General features: G+C 55.4%; 14 protein-coding genes. 12 read left to right on the forward strand and 2 right to left on the reverse strand.

Annotated elements, in window-relative coordinates; all coding sequences use genetic code 11:
• Positions 1-89: 89 nt before the first annotated feature.
• The 6 genes from AB182_RS05795 (at position 90) to AB182_RS05820 (ending at position 6857) form a co-directional block, all read left to right on the forward strand.
• The gene (locus AB182_RS05795; RefSeq protein WP_047369266.1) at positions 90-1073 is read left to right on the forward strand and encodes a substrate-binding domain-containing protein; all 984 of its coding nucleotides are present in this window, start codon (positions 90-92) and stop codon (positions 1071-1073) included.
• 12 nt (positions 1074-1085) lie between these two features.
• Entirely contained in the window at positions 1086-2597 is a 1512-nt protein-coding gene (locus tag AB182_RS05800; protein ID WP_120785356.1) for a sugar ABC transporter ATP-binding protein, read from the forward strand.
• 25 nt (positions 2598-2622) lie between these two features.
• Positions 2623-3618 (forward strand): ABC transporter permease, encoded by a 996-nt coding sequence (locus AB182_RS05805; protein WP_047369267.1) that lies wholly within the window; start codon positions 2623-2625, stop codon positions 3616-3618.
• A 62-nt stretch (positions 3619-3680) separates the two neighbouring features.
• The gene (locus AB182_RS05810; RefSeq protein WP_047373199.1) at positions 3681-4742 is read left to right on the forward strand and encodes a zinc-dependent alcohol dehydrogenase family protein; all 1062 of its coding nucleotides are present in this window, start codon (positions 3681-3683) and stop codon (positions 4740-4742) included.
• Positions 4743-4753: 11 nt separating this feature from the next.
• The gene (locus tag AB182_RS05815; RefSeq protein ID WP_047369268.1) at positions 4754-5617 is read left to right on the forward strand and encodes an aldose 1-epimerase; all 864 of its coding nucleotides are present in this window, start codon (positions 4754-4756) and stop codon (positions 5615-5617) included.
• A 100-nt stretch (positions 5618-5717) separates the two neighbouring features.
• Positions 5718-6857: a 3-phenylpropionate MFS transporter gene (locus tag AB182_RS05820; RefSeq protein ID WP_047369269.1), complete on the forward strand. Its 1140-nt coding sequence runs from the start codon at positions 5718-5720 to the stop codon at positions 6855-6857.
• On the opposite strand, the gene csiE is transcribed toward AB182_RS05820, so the two are convergent.
• Positions 6854-8131 carry a stationary phase inducible protein CsiE gene (gene csiE / locus AB182_RS05825; RefSeq protein WP_047369270.1) on the reverse strand — a complete coding sequence of 426 codons (1278 nt, stop codon included), beginning with the start codon at positions 8129-8131 and terminating at the stop codon, positions 6854-6856. The genes AB182_RS05820 and csiE overlap by 4 nt on opposite strands.
• Before the next feature lie 124 nt (positions 8132-8255).
• Here csiE and AB182_RS05830 point away from each other — a divergent pair, with 124 nt between their 5' ends.
• The gene (locus AB182_RS05830; RefSeq protein WP_047369271.1) at positions 8256-8894 is read left to right on the forward strand and encodes a DUF1007 family protein; all 639 of its coding nucleotides are present in this window, start codon (positions 8256-8258) and stop codon (positions 8892-8894) included.
• Positions 8885-9865, forward strand: coding sequence for a nickel/cobalt transporter (locus AB182_RS05835; RefSeq protein WP_047369272.1), 981 nt, complete (start codon positions 8885-8887; stop codon positions 9863-9865). Before AB182_RS05830 ends, AB182_RS05835 begins: the two co-directional genes overlap by 10 nt.
• A 52-nt stretch (positions 9866-9917) precedes the next feature.
• Here the strand turns inward: AB182_RS05835 and suhB are convergent, their stop codons facing one another.
• The gene (suhB, locus tag AB182_RS05840; RefSeq protein WP_047369273.1) at positions 9918-10721 is read right to left on the reverse strand and encodes an inositol-1-monophosphatase; all 804 of its coding nucleotides are present in this window, start codon (positions 10719-10721) and stop codon (positions 9918-9920) included.
• Positions 10722-10838: 117 nt separating this feature from the next.
• On the opposite strand from suhB, the gene trmJ reads away from it, so the two are divergent.
• The 4 genes from trmJ to iscU all read left to right on the forward strand — a co-directional run bounded on the left by trmJ (position 10839) and on the right by iscU (position 14153).
• The gene (trmJ, locus tag AB182_RS05845) at positions 10839-11573 is read left to right on the forward strand and encodes a tRNA (cytosine(32)/uridine(32)-2'-O)-methyltransferase TrmJ (protein WP_047369274.1); all 735 of its coding nucleotides are present in this window, start codon (positions 10839-10841) and stop codon (positions 11571-11573) included.
• Positions 11574-11790: 217 nt separating this feature from the next.
• Entirely contained in the window at positions 11791-12282 is a 492-nt protein-coding gene (iscR, locus tag AB182_RS05850) for a Fe-S cluster assembly transcriptional regulator IscR (protein WP_047369275.1), read from the forward strand.
• A gap of 242 nt (positions 12283-12524) precedes the next feature.
• Complete coding sequence (gene iscS, locus AB182_RS05855) at positions 12525-13739, forward strand: cysteine desulfurase (RefSeq protein ID WP_047369276.1); 1215 nt, start codon at positions 12525-12527, stop codon at positions 13737-13739.
• Positions 13740-13766: 27 nt separating this feature from the next.
• The gene (iscU, locus tag AB182_RS05860; RefSeq protein ID WP_003860661.1) at positions 13767-14153 is read left to right on the forward strand and encodes a Fe-S cluster assembly scaffold IscU; all 387 of its coding nucleotides are present in this window, start codon (positions 13767-13769) and stop codon (positions 14151-14153) included.
• The last annotated feature ends 5 nt before the right edge of the window (positions 14154-14158 follow it).

The raw sequence follows: 14158 nt of genomic DNA on the forward strand, positions 1-14158 counted from the left end.
TGTATAAAATATTTAAAAATTTAAGGTAACACCACGCGTCTTGCCGCGCGTAAAACACAACAAAACGAAGACCTTACAAGGAGACAATTATGTCCCGCACATTAAAAGCGTCGCTTTTGGCACTGACCCTGTTCCCGTTAGTTACCACTGTTTTTACTGCTCATGCGGCACCGAAAGAGATGACCATCGGTGCTATCTATCTCGACACACAAGGCTACTACGCCGGGGTGCGCCAGGGCGTGCAGGATGCGGCTAAAGCCTCCGAAGTGAAGGTGCAGTTGATTGAAACCAATGCCCAGGGCGATATCTCGAAAGAGAGTTCGTTTATTGACACCCTGGTGGCGCGCAATGTGGACGCCATCATTCTCTCCGCCGTTTCGGAAAACGGCAGCAGCCGCACCATTCGCCGCGCCAGCGAGGCGGGTATTCCGGTGCTTTGTTACAACACCTGCATTAGCCAGAAAGGGGTGGATAAGTACGTTTCTGCCTGGCTGGTAGGTGACCCGATGGAGTTCGGGCGCAAATTAGGCCAGGCTGCAGCGGAGTACTTTGTCGCGAAAAACATCACAGAACCGAAAATTGCGGTTATCAACTGTGAGGCCTACGAAGTGTGCGTGCAGCGCCGCAAAGGCTTCGAAGAGGCGCTGAAAGCGAAAGTGCCGGGGATGAAAATCGTCGCTAATCAGGAAGGGACGGTGCTCGATAAAGCCATTTCCGTGGGTGAGAAGCTGATTATCTCAACGCCGGACATCGACGCCATTATGGGCGAGTCGGGTGGGGCCACGCTCGGTGCAGTGAAAGCGGTACGCAACCAGAACCAGGCCGGAAAAATTGCGGTGTTTGGTTCTGATATGACCACCGAAATTGCCCAGGAGCTACAAAACAATCAGGTGCTTAAAGCCGTTGTTGATATCTCCGGTAAGAAGATGGGCGATGCGGTCTTTGCCCAGACGATGAACGTTATCAACAAGACACCGCCGAAAGAGAAGGTGATTCAGGTGCCTATCGATCTCTATACCAAAGCGGATGACGGCAAGCAGTGGCTGGCGACTCACGTGGATGGCTTACCCTGACAGAGGCGGAACATGGCGATGGTTATGCATGAAAACCCCATCGCCTCCGTGAAAGGGGGGAATAAGCGTTACCCGGGCGTTGTGGCGCTGGATAACGTTGATTTCACTCTTCACCGAGGTGAAGTCCGGGCCTTGCTCGGTAAAAACGGTGCCGGTAAATCGACGCTCATTCGTATGTTGACTGGCAGTGAACGGCTCGACAGCGGTGAAGTGCGTCTTTCTGGCACGCTGCTGGAGGGTGCGGATGCCACCTTAACCCGCCGTGCGGCGGAGCTTGGCGTACGGGCGGTCTATCAGGAGCTCAGCCTGGTCGAAGGTCTGACGGTGGCAGAAAATCTCTGCCTCGGTCACTGGCCGAAGCAGGGCGGCATGATTGACACCGGGCTCATGCAGCGTCAGGCCCGTCTATGCCTGGAAAAACTGGGTGTCGATGTTGAACCGGATGCGCTGGTGGAAAACCTGAGCCCGGCGCAAAAACAGCTGGTGGAAATTGCCCGTGTGATGGCCGGGGAACCGGGACTGGTTATCCTCGATGAACCCACCAGTTCGCTGGCCAGCGCCGAAGTGGAATTGGTCATGTCGGCGGTCAAACAGATGTCGGCGCTTGGCGTGGCGGTCATCTACGTGAGCCACCGGATGGAGGAGATCCGGCGGATTGCCTCATCGGCCACCATCATGCGTGACGGGCAGGTGGCGGGTAATGTGGCGCTGGAAAATACCACCACCGGGCATATTGTCTCGCTGATGCTCGGGCGCGAGCATCAGGATCTCGCTCCGGTCAGCCAGGCGGTTTCCCATGAGGAAACGGTGCTGGAGGTCAAAGGGCTACGAATGCGGCCCAAGCTGGAAGACATTTCATTTCATCTGCAGCGGGGAGAAGTGCTGGGCATTGCCGGTTTGTTGGGGGCAGGGCGCACGGAACTACTCAAAGCGATCGTTGGTCTGGAAAGTTTCGAGGCGGGCGTCATCACCCTTAACGGCGAAACGCTGCAAAAACCTGACTACGGCACCATGATCCAGCGCGGCATGGGGTATACGCCAGAAAACCGTAAAGAGGCCGGGATCATTCCGCTGCTTGGCGTGGATGAAAATACGGTGATTACCAATCGCCATTCGGTCAGCCGACGGGGTGTGCTGCAATGGGAACGCATTCGGACCTTCACCGAGTCCATCATGCAGCGCATGAGTGTGAAAGCCAGCAGCAGCGAAACCGCTATCGGCACGCTCTCCGGCGGCAATCAGCAAAAAGTGGTGATTGGGCGTTGGGTCTATGCGGGCAGCCAAATCCTGTTGCTCGATGAACCTACGCGCGGCGTCGACATTGAAGCCAAACAGCAAATTTACCGCATCGTCCGTGAACTGGCCCAGGAAGGCAAAAGCGTGGTCTTCATTTCCAGTGAGGTGGAGGAGCTACCGCTGGTGTGTGACCGCATCCTGTTGCTTCAGCAAGGGACGTTTACCCACGAATTTGTCTCTCCCGTCAGCGTGGATGTACTGATGTCCGCGATTTTGTCCGTCCACTGATGACCGCCCTACAGAGGAATTTACGATGTCTGCCTCATCTATCACCCTGCCGCATGGCAAAAAAGGGTCGCTAAAACAGTTCGTAGGTCGCCATATCAACGTGATTGGCCTGCTGGTGGTGATCGCCATTTTGTACCTGGTGTTTTCGTTCAATGCGCCCGGTTTTATCTCGCTTAACAACCAAATGAACGTGCTGCGTGATGCCGCCACTATCGGGATTGCCGCCTGGGCGATGACGCTGATTATTATCTCCGGTGAAATTGATGTCAGCGTCGGGCCCATGGTGGCTTTTGTCTCTGTTTGTCTGGCTTTTTTGCTGCAATTCCAGGTGCCTCTGCTGGTAGCTTGCCTGCTGGTGCTCCTGCTGGGGGCGGTCCTGGGCACGCTGGCGGGTATTTTGCGCGGTGTGTTTAACGTCCCGAGCTTCGTGGCGACCTTAGGGTTATGGAGCGCCCTGCGCGGTATGGGGCTGTTTATGACCAATGCGCTGCCGGTACCTATTGAAGAGAGTGATGTACTGGACTGGCTGGGCGGACAGTTCCTCGGCGTGCCGGTTTCGGCGCTGATCATGATGATTATCTTCGCGCTCTTTGTGTTTATCAGCCGTAAAACCGCCTTTGGTCGCTCGGTGTTCGCCGTGGGCGGCAACGCGACCGCCGCGCAACTTTGCGGCATTAACGTCAAACGGGTGCGCATTCTGATCTTCACGCTGTCCGGCCTGCTGGCTGCAGTGACCGGCATTCTGCTGGCGGCGCGCCTGGGGTCGGGCAACGCCGGGGCGGCTAACGGACTGGAGTTCGATGTGATTGCCGCCGTTGTGGTCGGCGGCACCGCGCTTTCCGGCGGACGCGGTTCTTTGCTCGGCACGCTGCTTGGTGTGCTGGTCATCACGCTTATCGGTAACGGGCTGGTACTGCTTGGAATTAACTCCTTTTTCCAGCAGGTGGTGCGCGGCGTCATCATCGTGGTGGCGGTACTGGCGAACATTCTGCTGACCCAACGTAACAGTAAAAAACGCTGATTCGATGACTCTTCGCGCCGGACAGGGCGCAAACATAATTGCTACAGAGGAACGAGGGAATGATGAAAACCATGTTGGCAGCTTACTTACCGGGCAATTCCACCGTCGATTTGCGGGAAGTACCCGTCCCGCAACCTGGCATCAACCAGGTGTTGATTAAAATGAAGTCGTCGGGTATTTGCGGGAGCGATGTCCATTACATTTACCATCAACATCGGGCGACCGCTGCGGCGCCGGATAAACCGTTGTACCAGGGTTTTATCAATGGGCATGAGCCGTGCGGGCAGATTGTGGCGCGTGGGCCAGGGTGTCGCCATTTCAAAGAGGGTGACCGCGTGCTGGTATACCACATCTCGGGCTGCGGATTTTGCCCAAACTGTCGCCGGGGATTCCCAATCTCCTGTACCGGAGAAGGAAAAGCCGCTTACGGCTGGCAGCGCGATGGCGGCCACGCCGAATACCTGCTGGCGGAAGAGAAAGATCTCATCCTGCTTCCGGAAGCCCTGAGTTATGAAGATGGCGCTTTTGTGAGTTGTGGCGTGGGTACGGCTTATGAAGGCATTCTGCGCGGGGAAGTGTCCGGTAGTGATAACGTGCTGGTGGTCGGACTCGGCCCGGTGGGGATGATGGCTATGATGCTGGCGCGGGGGCGTGGTGCGAAACGCGTCATTGGTGTGGATATGCTGCCGGAACGACTGACGATGGCCAGGCAGCTTGGGGTGATGGACCACGGCTATCTGGCGACCACCGACGGGCTTGCGGCGATCATTGCGGATATCACACGCGGCGGCGCTGATGTGGCGCTCGACTGCTCCGGCAATGCCGCCGGGCGTCTGCTGGCCCTGCAATCTACCGCTGACTGGGGCCGCGTGGTTTATATTGGCGAAACCGGCAAAGTGGAGTTCGAAGTCAGCGCCGATCTGATGCATCACCAGCGGCGCATTATCGGCTCCTGGGTGACCAGTCTTTTCCACATGGAAAAATGTGCGAATGACCTTACCGACTGGAAACTGTGGCCGCGTAATGCCATCACCCACAGATTCTCGCTGGAACAGGCGGGAGAGGCATACGCGCTGATGGCGAGCGGTAAGTGCGGCAAAGTGGTTATCAATTTCCCTGACTGACGAGGCACAAGATGGCGCTTTATACCTTACAGAGCGGGGCGTTACGGCTCGTGGTGTCAGAACGCGGTGGGGCCATTGAAGGTTTCTGGCACAACGATATGCCCTTGCTGCGCCCTGGCAAACAGAGTGGCGTGGCGGTGGAGTCATCCTGTTTCCCACTGGTGCCCTTTGGCAATCGGGTCAGCGGAAATCGCTTTATGTGGGAAGGCGAGTCGTATCATCTGGCGCCGAACGTAGCGTGGGACAGCCACTATCTGCACGGTGACGGCTGGCTGAACGACTGGAAGTGTGACGGGGCGTCAGACGATGGATTAACCCTCGTTTATCAACAGCGACACGGGGTTTATCGCTACAAGGCGCAGCAGCATTTTCACCTCTCGGCATCGTCGTTATCGGTGACGCTTACCGTCACGAATGAGGGGAAAGAGACTCTGCCATTTGGCCTCGGCTGGCACCCGTACTTTCCGCTGAGCGAAACGACGCAGTTACAGGCGAAGGCTTCGGGCTACTGGCTGGAGCGCGAGCAGTGGCTGGCGGGTGAGTACCAGGACAGATTGCCTGACTCACTGGATTTCAATCAGCTGAACGCGCTGCCACGTCGGTGGGTGAACAACGCTTTTGCAGGCTGGAACGGCGAGGCGCTTATCAGGCAGCATGGTTATGTGCTACGGATGAAAACCGAACCTGCAGCCCCTTGTTACTTTGTTTTTGTTTCCGATCCCGCGTTTGATAAAGGCTATGCGTTTGACTTCTTTTGTATTGAGCCGATGAGCCACCCGCCGGACGATCATCACCGATCGCAGGGTGGACATCTGACCACGTTAAAACCGGACGAGAGTCTCAGCCAGACAATGATGCTGGAGTTGCTTTCCTGAAAAAACAGGCCTGCTCGCGAATGGGCAGGCATGTTATCTAACTGTTACTTGCAAGCCTGCCGGTTTCCCTCCAGACTATCGCCTCATTCAGGAGGGAATCATGGTTTTGCAGTCCACGCGCTGGCTGGCGCTCGCTTATTTCACCTATTTTTTTAGTTACGGTATCTTTTTGCCCTTCTGGAGCGTCTGGCTCAAAGGCACAGGACTCACGCCGGAAACCATCGGGATCTTACTCGGCGCAGGCCTGGTGGCGCGTTTTCTCGGTAGCCTGCTTATTGCCCCGCGTGTTAGTAATCCTTCCCTGCTTATCAAAGCATTACGCATACTTGCTCTGATCACGCTGGTGTTTGCTCTCGCGTTCTGGGCCGGGACCAATGTGGCCTGGCTGATGGTGGTGATTATCGGCTTTAATCTCTTTTTCTCACCGCTGGTGCCGCTGACGGATGCGCTTGCCAATACCTGGCAGAAACAGTTTCCCATGGACTACGGTCGGGTACGCGTCTGGGGCTCTATCGCCTTCGTTATTGGATCGGCGGCAACCGGAAAACTGGTGAGCGAGTTTGATTATCGTGCCGTACTGGCAATGCTGACGCTGGGGGTTGCCTCGATGCTGTTGGGGATGTTGCTACGCCCGTCGATTTTGCCTCAGGGAGATACCCGTCATCAGGATGCCACTGGCTGGAAGGCATGGTACTTACTGATAGTAAAAAGCTGGCGTTTCCTGGCTTGCGTTTCGCTATTGCAAGGGGCGCATGCTGCCTATTATGGTTTCAGCGCGATCTATTGGCAGGAAGCGGGATATTCCGCTTCAACGGTGGGTTATCTGTGGTCGTTGGGGGTGGTCGCTGAGGTCATTGTCTTTGCGCTCAGTAACCGATTGTTCCGCCGCTTTAGTGCCCGCGATTTGCTTTTACTGTCTGCCGTTTGCGGACTGGTGCGCTGGGGGCTGATGGGATGGACGACCGATCTGCCGTGGCTTATCGTCGCGCAAATCCTGCACTGCGGTACCTTCACCGTCTGCCATCTGGCCGGTATGCGCTACATCGCTGCCCGCAAAGATAATGAGATAATCCGCCTGCAGGCCGTTTATTCCGCCGTCGCAATGGGGGGCAGTATTGCGGTGATGACCATGTTCTCCGGATTCTTATTTCAGCATCTGCATCAGGGGCTGTTCTGGGTCATGGCGCTACTGGCAGTGCCTGCACTGTTTTTACGCCCTAAGGTTGCCGCTCAGCCTTAAGCTTCAAGCATTTCACGGATATGCGCCTGCTGATGACCGGTCAGCGGGCGATCGGCATGGATTAACGGCGGTGAAAAGAGGGGCAGCGGCGTTGTATACGGGGTCACGATCAGCGTGACATCGCGCGGCGCCCCCTGTTTCTGAAAATCCTGCAGCGGCAAATATTTGATATTGAGCGGTAGCAGTGTGAGTTCGCGCAGTTGCAATTCAATTTCCTGCTCGCGCTCTGGTTCATTGCCGGTAAGCAATACGACCTGTTTTTCATGCAGGTCACTTTCCTGCATCAGCCATGCCCCGAAGATGACCGCCACCAGGCCCGCTTCCTCATCGCTAAAACGTAAGCCATATTCTTTTTCCACCACCAATAACGCTTCGCGGGCGGTGCGTACCAGACGTGGATAAAGACGGAAAATCTCCTCCTGCAGACTGTCATCGATGCCGATACCAAAGAGATTGCGATCCAGCGCCTGGGCCAGATGGACATAGAGCTGCGCTGCCAGTCCTTGCTCATCGCTGAAACGCAGACCGGCAAGGGCGCGAAAGCGGGCAATCATATGGGCAATGGCTTGTTGCAGGCGTTTATCCTGCTGCTGACTGTCGTTCAGCGGATCCGGCGTGCGCAGCATCATAAACAGCAGTGAAAGAAAGGCATGTTCATTGCCGGGCGGTAACGCGGTGACACGGCGACGCCAGTGACGCACGATTTCATGCGCCGCTGCGTATTCTGCGCGCATCTGTGTCCATGCCTGCTGAACCGGGTTAAACTCCGGCGTAAAACCGTAGTGGCTTTGCAGCAGGCAGTACTGGAGATAAAGACGCAGGAATTGAATGTCACGGCATTCAAATGAGCGCTCTAAGCGCCGGGCGCAGAGGTTAATCAGCGCGCGCAAATTGGTATCGTCATACAGCGTGCGGGCAACGCCCTGTTGCTTGAGTGCGGCTTTGAGCGCTGGCGCATACTGCTGGGCGATAAAATGGGGGCACAGGCGCAGCCCTCGCCGGAGCCATTGCAACAGGCATAAACGTTGGTCAAGTGCTGTGCCTTCAATCCGGTAGCTGCCGTCCTGTCGGGACGTAATATTAAGCCGATGAAAACGCTGGATCTCATGGTCAGTATCGGCAATATCCTGCCGGGTGACCTCTTCGTCCACGCCATTCATGGCACGTATGATTTCCGTGGTGACAGTGTGCCCGGGGAGTGCGAGCATCAAAAGCACCTGGCAGCGGCGCTGCGGACTGGAGAGCACAGATGGCGGTGTCATTTCTATGGTCATCTGTCAGGCCCCAGTAAGGTTATTTGATAAGAATAGCTAAAGGTATGTCTGGTGAAAGCGCAGCCGCAGCCCTTTCCTTCAGGATTGCCGGGGAGCATCACAGAATTTTTCTCGTGAGGAATACATGCAAGCAGTTAAACAATGTGCTTTTGGGCTCTTTCTCGCATTTTTATCATTCAGTGCGCTGGCGCATCCGCACAGTTTCATCCGTATAAAAATGCAGCTCGTGGTGGATAACGGGCAGTGGACCGGGCTGAATATGCGCTGGACGATGGATGAAATTACCTCCGCAGACCTCCTCTATGATGCAGGCGATGCCAAACCGGGTGACGAAATCTGGAAAAAGCTGGCGGCGGAAGTAATGGCCAATGTGCTGGGGCAGCATTACTTCACCGAGGTCTGGCATAACGGGCAAAAAGTGAAATTTCAAAATCGACCCTTAAGCTATGGTCTTGCGAGGGAAGGGCATAAGGCGGTGCTTACCTTTATCTTGCCGCTGGCAGAACCGCAGCCACTAAGTGGGCAGACGTATACTTTTTCTACTTATGATCCAACCTATTTTGTCGACATGAGTTACGCCAGTGAGAGTGATGCCACGCTGCCGGATTCGCTGCAAAAGACATGTAAACTTACAGTTAAAACACCGAAGCCGGGGGAAGATGTGCTGAACTATGCCCAATCACTGGATAAAGCGGATGCTCCGGAGGAAGACATGCAGTTGGGTAAACAATTCGCGCAGACGGTGACTGTCCAATGCCCGTGATCGCCACAACACGCCGACCGCTGCGGCGCTGGCAGCAGTGGTGGCCGCTTGCTCTCTTTATTCTGTTCGCGCTGGGCGCTGCACTATGGCTCTGGCACATCTGGCCGCAGGTACTGCGTGAAAGTGTCAGCTGGCAGCGTGGGTTTAACCGGCAAATGAGCGCGCTGATTCAGGCTGTGGCAGAAAACCCGACCGCCGCGGGCGGTTCTCTGCTGCTGGTGAGCTTTATGTATGGCGTACTGCATGCGTTGGGGCCGGGGCATGGAAAAGTGGTGATCGCCACCTGGCTTGCAACGCATCCTTCGCGTCTGAAATCCAGTATTGGGCTGACGCTGGCTTCTTCCTTGCTGCAAGGACTGGTGGCGGTGACGCTGGTTTTTGTGGTCTTGAGCGTGCTGGCGCTACCGGCTCGCCAACTGCACTTAAGCAGCTTTTGGCTGGAAAAAGGGAGCTATGCGCTGGTGGGCGTACTGGGCATATTGCTCTGCTGGCGTGCGGTCAAAAAACTTCGCCGCCTGTTACGCCAACCCACGTTTAGCGCGTTTACGCCCTATCATGAGCATCATGAACATTGCGGCTGTGGGCATCAGCATCTGCCCACATCGGAGCAGCTACAGCAGGGCGACGACTGGCGCGCGCGTTTGATGATCATTCTCTCGATGGGGATGCGACCCTGTTCCGGGGCCATTATGGTACTTCTGTTCAGTAAGTTGATTGGCGTTTTCGGCTGGGGTGTGGCGTCGGCGATGGCGATGGCGGCCGGGACATCATTGACTATCTCAACGCTGGCGCTACTGGTGCACAGTTTTCGTCAACTGGCGGTGAAATTAAGTGCGAATAAGGCGCCTGCCTTATGGAAACAGGTTGGCTGGACGACGCTGGCGCTGGCAGGTGGAGCCATTCTTGTCACCGCATCGGTTGTGATGTGGCTGAGTGCGGAAATGATGGTAAGAGGGTTGCGGCCTTTTTGATTCACCGCAAGAGGATACCGCTTGCAGCCAGGCCGCAAGCGGTTATCAGGCATTAACGCTTGAGTGCTTCGCTCAGCTCTTCGCGCATGTTCGCCAGCATCGCTTTCACCACGCGTGGGTTACCTGCAACGATGTTGCCGGTTGTCATATAGTTATGACCGCCGGTGAAATCGCAAACCAGGCCGCCTGCTTCACGAACCAGCAGTTCACCCGCCGCGAAATCCCACGGTTTGAGGGCGATTTCGAAGAAACCGTCAACGCGGCCCGCAGCCACATAGGCCAGGTCCAGCGCAGCAGAACCGGTACGACGGAAATCCGCGCACTCGGTAAACAGTTTGCCAACGATGTTGATGTAGGTCGCCGCGTGTTGCTTGGCTTTGAACGGGAAGCCGGTCGCCAGAATGGTGCCGTCCAGATCGCGCGCAGTGCTGCCACGCAGACGGTAGCCGTTCAGCTGTGCGCCCTGACCACGGGTTGCCGTGAAGAGTTCATTACGCATTGGATCGTAAACGACTGCGACTTCGGTGCGGCCTTTAATGCGCACGGCGATAGAGACGGAGAAATGTGGCAGACGTTTGATGAAGTTGGTGGTGCCATCCAGTGGATCGATAACCCATTGAACATCCTGATCTGTGCCTTCATGCTCACCGCTTTCTTCGGTGATAATGGTGTGTTGCGGGTAAGATTTACGGATAGTGTCGATAATCACTGCTTCTGCAGCTTTATCTACGTTAGTCACGAAATCGTTACTGCCTTTCTGGCTCGCTTCTACAGCGTCCGGGGTTTCATAGTTTTTGGCAATTACATTACCCGCCTTGCGCGCAGCACGCACGGCGATGGTCAGCATCGGATGCATCGGTTTCTCTCACTGGATGTTAAAGAACGGAAAACGGCGCGTATGATAGCAGCGAATTCGGATTATGTCTTCGGTTTATGATAATATGCGCGAATATTCTTTAGCCGTTGAAAAAATATGCTGCAAAATATTCGAATTGTGCTGGTTGAAACCTCTCATACTGGCAACATGGGCTCCGTCGCCCGCGCAATGAAAACGATGGGCTTAACCAACCTGTGGCTGGTAAACCCGCTGGTAAAACCGGACTCGCAGGCCATCGCGCTGGCCGCAGGTGCCAGCGATGTGATTGGCAATGCGCACATTGTCGATACCCTTGATGAAGCGCTGGCAGGCTGTAGCCTTGTCGTCGGCACCAGCGCCCGCTCGCGTACGCTGCCGTGGCCGATGCTCGACCCGCGAGAGTGTGGCTTGAAAAGCGTTGCCGAGGCACAGCATGCTCCGGTCGCGCTGGTGTTTGGGCGCGAGCGCGTCGGGCTGACCAACGACGAACTGCAGAAATGCCACTATCACGTGGCGATTGCCGCGAACCCGGAATACAGTTCTCTGAACCTGGCGATGGCGGTTCAGGTGATTGCTTACGAAGTCCGCATGGCGTGGCTGGCAACCCAGGAAAACGTCAACACAGAAGAGCATGAAGAGACGCCGTATCCGCTGGTGGATGATCTGGAGCGCTTCTACGGTCACCTGGAAAAGACGCTGCTCTCCACCGGGTTTATCCGTGAAAGTCACCCGGGCCAGGTGATGAACAAGCTGCGCCGCCTCTTTACGCGTGCGCGTCCGGAAAGCCAGGAACTGAACATCCTGCGCGGAATTCTGGCGTCAATTGAGCAGAAAACGCAGGAAAAACAGTAGAAGTAGCACATTTTTTCTTGCGTGCGTTCTGGCCTTAGAAAGGGGCACAAATTGCCCCTCAGCAAAACGGCACGTAAAGCCAAATACCTGACTAAAACAGTCAAGTAAATAGTTGACCAATTTAGTCAGGAATGTCAGACTTGCCCCTGCTATGCGACATTATTTTAAATTTTAATAAAAACCCCGGGCAGGGGCGAGTCTGAGGCTAAGTTAAGACATGAGACTGACATCTAAAGGGCGTTATGCCGTGACCGCAATGCTGGACGTTGCGCTCAACTCCGAAACGGGCCCGGTACCGTTGGCTGATATTTCCGAACGTCAGGGAATCTCCCTCTCTTATCTGGAACAACTGTTCTCTCGCTTGCGCAAAAATGGCCTCGTTGCCAGCGTGCGTGGCCCGGGCGGCGGTTATCTGCTGGGTAAAGATGCAGGCAGTATCGCTGTTGGTGAAGTGATCAGCGCCGTTGACGAATCTGTTGATGCAACCCGTTGCCAGGGTAAAAGCGGCTGCCAGGGCGGCGACAAATGCCTGACCCATGCGCTGTGGCGTGACCTGAGCGATCGTCTGACCGGTTTCCTGAACAACATCACCCTGGGTGAGTTGGTCAATAACCAGGAAATCCTCGATGTGTCCGATCGTCAGCATACGCACGAGTCCCAACGCACGACCCGCGGTCAGGATGCTATCGACGTCAAGCTGCGCGCATAATTTACCCGTCCTGTTTCGGGGCGCTGCTGCATGGGCCGCACTTGTTCAACCCTGGCACTTACTTATGTAAGCTCCCGGGCATTCACAAGCTTGCCGCCTTGCTGCACCGCAAAACAGTTAGGTTAAAACACTATAAGAATTCAGAATCAGGCCGGGGTGATCCGTCACCCCGTATAAACGGTCGTACATCCAGCCGGTAGCCTGATTCATTGCATTGAGTGATGTACGGAGTTTATAGAGCAATGAAATTACCGATCTATCTCGATTACTCCGCAACCACGCCGGTGGATCCGCGTGTTGCTGAGAAAATGATGCAGTGTCTGACTCTGGACGGGACTTTTGGTAACCCAGCTTCCCGCTCTCACCGTTTTGGCTGGCAGGCTGAAGAGGCGGTTGATATCGCCCGTAATCAGATTGCTGAGCTGGTTGGTGCCGATCCGCGTGAAATTGTTTTCACCTCTGGCGCGACCGAATCCGATAACCTGGCGATCAAAGGTGCGGCCAACTTCTATCAGAAAAAAGGCAAGCACATTATCACCAGCAAAACCGAACACAAAGCCGTACTGGACACCTGCCGTCAGCTGGAGCGTGAAGGGTTTGACGTCACGTATCTCGCCCCGCAGAGCAACGGTATCATCGACCTCAAAGAGCTCGAAGCGGCCATGCGTGACGACACCATTCTCGTCTCCATTATGCACGTGAATAATGAAATCGGCGTGGTGCAGGATATCGCGACCATCGGCGAAATGTGCCGTGCGCGCGGCATTATCTACCACGTTGATGCGACCCAGAGCGTAGGCAAACTGCCTATCGACCTGAGCCAACTGAAAGTGGACCTGATGTCCTTCTCCGGCCACAAAATCTATGGCCCGAAAGGCATCGGCGCGCTGTACGTGCGTCGTAAACCGCGTATCCGCATCGAAGCACAGATGCACGGCGGTGGTCACGAGCGCGGCATGCGTTCCGGTACGCTGCCAGTTCACCAGATCGTCGGCATGGGTGAAGCTTACCGTATCGCTAAAGAAGAGATGGACACCGAGATGGCGCGTCTGCGCGGTCTGCGTAACCGTCTGTGGGACGGCGTGAAAGATATGGAAGAGGTCTACCTGAACGGCTCCCTTGAGCAGGGCGCACCGAATATCCTCAACGTCAGCTTTAACTATGTTGAAGGCGAGTCGCTGATCATGGCGCTCAAAGACCTGGCGGTTTCTTCTGGTTCTGCCTGTACCTCGGCGAGCCTGGAACCCTCTTACGTACTGCGTGCGCTGGGTATGACTGACGAGCTGGCACACAGCTCTATTCGTTTCTCTTTAGGTCGTTTCACTACCGAAGAAGAGATTGACTACGCCATCAAGCTGGTTCGCAGCTCCATTGGTCGTCTGCGCGAACTTTCTCCATTGTGGGAGATGTTCAAACAGGGCGTGGACTTGAACACCATTGAATGGTCACATCACTAATCGGTAGCGGAATCAGGAGAACAGAACATGGCTTACAGCGAAAAAGTAATCGATCATTATGAGAATCCGCGCAACGTGGGTTCTTTCGACAACAGCGACGAGAGCGTAGGCAGCGGCATGGTGGGTGCACCGGCCTGTGGCGACGTGATGAAGTTGCAGATCAAAGTCAACAATGAGGGTATCATTGAAGACGCACGCTTTAAAACCTACGGTTGCGGTTCGGCTATCGCTTCCAGCTCGCTGGTTACCGAGTGGGTGAAGGGCAAATCCCTGGACGAAGCGCAGGCAATTAAAAACACTGACATTGCCGAAGAGCTGGAATTGCCGCCGGTAAAAATCCACTGCTCTATTCTGGCGGAAGATGCGATTAAGGCCGCGATTGCGGATTACAAAAGTAAACGTGAAGCAAAATAATTGAG

Origin of the sequence: Phytobacter ursingii (assembly GCF_001022135.1) — a bacterium.
GTDB classification, from domain to species: domain Bacteria; phylum Pseudomonadota; class Gammaproteobacteria; order Enterobacterales; family Enterobacteriaceae; genus Phytobacter; species Phytobacter ursingii.

Coding starts and splice junctions, on each gene's coding strand:
- AB182_RS05795 (WP_047369266.1), top strand. CDS start 90: ATGTCCCGCACATTAAAAGCGTCGCTTTTGGCACTGACCCTGTTCCCG.
- AB182_RS05800 (WP_120785356.1), top strand. CDS start 1,086: ATGGCGATGGTTATGCATGAAAACCCCATCGCCTCCGTGAAAGGGGGG.
- AB182_RS05805 (WP_047369267.1), top strand. CDS start 2,623: ATGTCTGCCTCATCTATCACCCTGCCGCATGGCAAAAAAGGGTCGCTA.
- AB182_RS05810 (WP_047373199.1), top strand. CDS start 3,681: ATGAAAACCATGTTGGCAGCTTACTTACCGGGCAATTCCACCGTCGAT.
- AB182_RS05815 (WP_047369268.1), top strand. CDS start 4,754: ATGGCGCTTTATACCTTACAGAGCGGGGCGTTACGGCTCGTGGTGTCA.
- AB182_RS05820 (WP_047369269.1), top strand. CDS start 5,718: ATGGTTTTGCAGTCCACGCGCTGGCTGGCGCTCGCTTATTTCACCTAT.
- csiE (WP_047369270.1), bottom strand. CDS start 8,131: ATGACCATAGAAATGACACCGCCATCTGTGCTCTCCAGTCCGCAGCGC.
- AB182_RS05830 (WP_047369271.1), top strand. CDS start 8,256: ATGCAAGCAGTTAAACAATGTGCTTTTGGGCTCTTTCTCGCATTTTTA.
- AB182_RS05835 (WP_047369272.1), top strand. CDS start 8,885: ATGCCCGTGATCGCCACAACACGCCGACCGCTGCGGCGCTGGCAGCAG.
- suhB (WP_047369273.1), bottom strand. CDS start 10,721: ATGCATCCGATGCTGACCATCGCCGTGCGTGCTGCGCGCAAGGCGGGT.
- trmJ (WP_047369274.1), top strand. CDS start 10,839: ATGCTGCAAAATATTCGAATTGTGCTGGTTGAAACCTCTCATACTGGC.
- iscR (WP_047369275.1), top strand. CDS start 11,791: ATGAGACTGACATCTAAAGGGCGTTATGCCGTGACCGCAATGCTGGAC.
- iscS (WP_047369276.1), top strand. CDS start 12,525: ATGAAATTACCGATCTATCTCGATTACTCCGCAACCACGCCGGTGGAT.
- iscU (WP_003860661.1), top strand. CDS start 13,767: ATGGCTTACAGCGAAAAAGTAATCGATCATTATGAGAATCCGCGCAAC.